This window comes from Paraburkholderia suaedae (genome assembly GCF_040812055.1).
Taxonomy (GTDB): Bacteria; Pseudomonadota; Gammaproteobacteria; order Burkholderiales; family Burkholderiaceae; genus Paraburkholderia.
The window spans coordinates 1-1,835 of record NZ_JBFOAH010000090.1 but is presented as its reverse complement, the minus strand read 5'-3'; the positions used below and the strand labels follow the sequence as shown (position 1 = coordinate 1,835).

2 protein-coding genes are annotated in these 1,835 nt (G+C 57.8%); both read right to left on the bottom strand.

All coding sequences use genetic code 11. From position 1 onward, the window contains the following. Window positions 1-207: 207 nt before the first annotated feature. A complete protein-coding gene (locus ABQJ48_RS37635; RefSeq protein ID WP_367842912.1) occupies window positions 208-984 on the bottom strand; it encodes a helix-turn-helix domain-containing protein in 777 nt (258 codons plus the stop codon). A gap of 637 nt (window positions 985-1,621) precedes the next feature. Then, window positions 1,622-1,835: hypothetical protein (locus tag ABQJ48_RS37630; RefSeq protein ID WP_367842911.1), on the bottom strand; the 214-nt coding region annotated here is incomplete at its 5' end.

The window sequence follows — 1,835 nt, the reverse complement described above, 5'->3', positions numbered from 1 at the left end:
CGCAGATGCCTGCGCACACAAGGAATCATCACGTCACGGTCAAAGTGACGGCCGGCGAACAGTCCGTCCAGACTGTTCAGCTTGCTCATCGCGGGCTCTCAAATCGGTCAGTCCGACACTCTAGCCGATTCGTTGATCGCTATTTGCACCACAACCATTCGAGACGGGGCCACGCTCCTCGGCCCCGCGACATTCGCGCCAAATGAATCAGCTACCGACGTTACGGTTGGCAAGCCGGTATGCGCGTGGCGTTACACCGGTGTATCGATGAAACACTTCGGTGAAATGCTGCTGAGTCTGAAACCCCGCGAGCGCGCCAACGTCAACCAGAGGAGGGGTTTGTTGGCTCAACATCGTCCTGGCAAATTTCACTCGTTCGAGTGTCACGTACAAATGCGGTGGGTTGCCTGTCACCGTTTTGAAAGCGCGTGCAAAGTTTGATGTACCCATGTGCACCAGCACTGCGAGTTGCCCGACCAAAATGGTTTCGGCTATGTGTTCATGGACGAAGGCTTGAACGCGACTCAGCATTTGACGCGTAAGAGGCGTATCAGGCTCGGCCGCACCAGCACAGTGCCCGTAGTAAAGAGCGATGTGCACCGAGATGACATCGGCGAAAGCGTCGGCGCAGGCAGCGTCGATGAGCTCTACACGATGCAAAGCACTCAATGTGTCCGCGGCCTCACGCAGGAACGGATCCCAAGACCTGGACCACTTCGGCACCGCTACAAACGCTTCTTGCGAGGCTTGTCCGAGTACACCGCTTTTGAGTGCGATGACCCACCCCTTGGGATCGTTGTCAGCGATCGTGGTCAACTGCGCGCCCGCCGGAATGACTGCGACAAATGGCGCACATATCAGCATGGAGTGATTCACTCCGAGGTCGTCACGGCCTGCAGCCTGCACAACAGTGGTACCTGTCGGCATAACGAGCCGAAGTCCCTGCACGGTATTCAGCCCGCCATTGATGGAAGCGATGTTCATCGGTTGGCAGCGTAACCCGCGATCCGTGGTCGATCTTGTTTCTTGCTTCATGATGAGCAGAAGTTTCCTCGTTGTCTCGTCGCATACCCAAGCGTACGTCGAATTCAAGGCTGCTTAAGGCAGATTCGTAATATGGGCGGATGCAATCCCGCCATCGTTGACGCAGTTGCTGGCGAGCTATATTGCCGGGTAACTTGGGGCGACGCTCGACAGGCTATTAGCCGGGATTCAAAGCAACCCATGGTTCCTGAAGGCTTTCTGAGCTAACGCTTACGCCGGGTATTACAGAGCGTTCGAAAGCGGTCAGGTTCGCGAAGCGGCATGCCATGCACACCGCACGCGCGTCCGCGATCTGGGAACATCGATCGGCGTTGGCGTGGGTAAGGCGTCGCGCTCGAATGGAGCCTGCCGATCATCGCGATCCCGACCAGGTATGCAGGCTCAGAGATGACACCGATCTGCGGCGTGACCGCGGACGGTCTGAAAGGTATGGGACGCGACCTGCGTGTGTTGCCGAAGACGCTTATCCGCGACCCGGGCTGCCACGTGAATTGCCGCCCGACTTGTCCTTCGTGAGCGGCCTCGATGTCATTGCGCACGTGGCGGAGGGGGCTGTATGCCCATGATGGCAATCCAGTCATGCCCCTGATGGCTGATGACTGATGGATGACAACTGGATGACGGAATACGTGCGTTGGCGACCGGACTGCGCGGCATCAAGAACGAGCCCTAGCAGGCTGTTGAAAATCGCCTCGTTGTGACAACCGGGGCGCTGTTTAAAGGGATTTCGTATGCAATTCGTCCCAGAGTTGCAGCTTGATCGTTCCGATTGCGCCGCAGGCGAGCGCGCC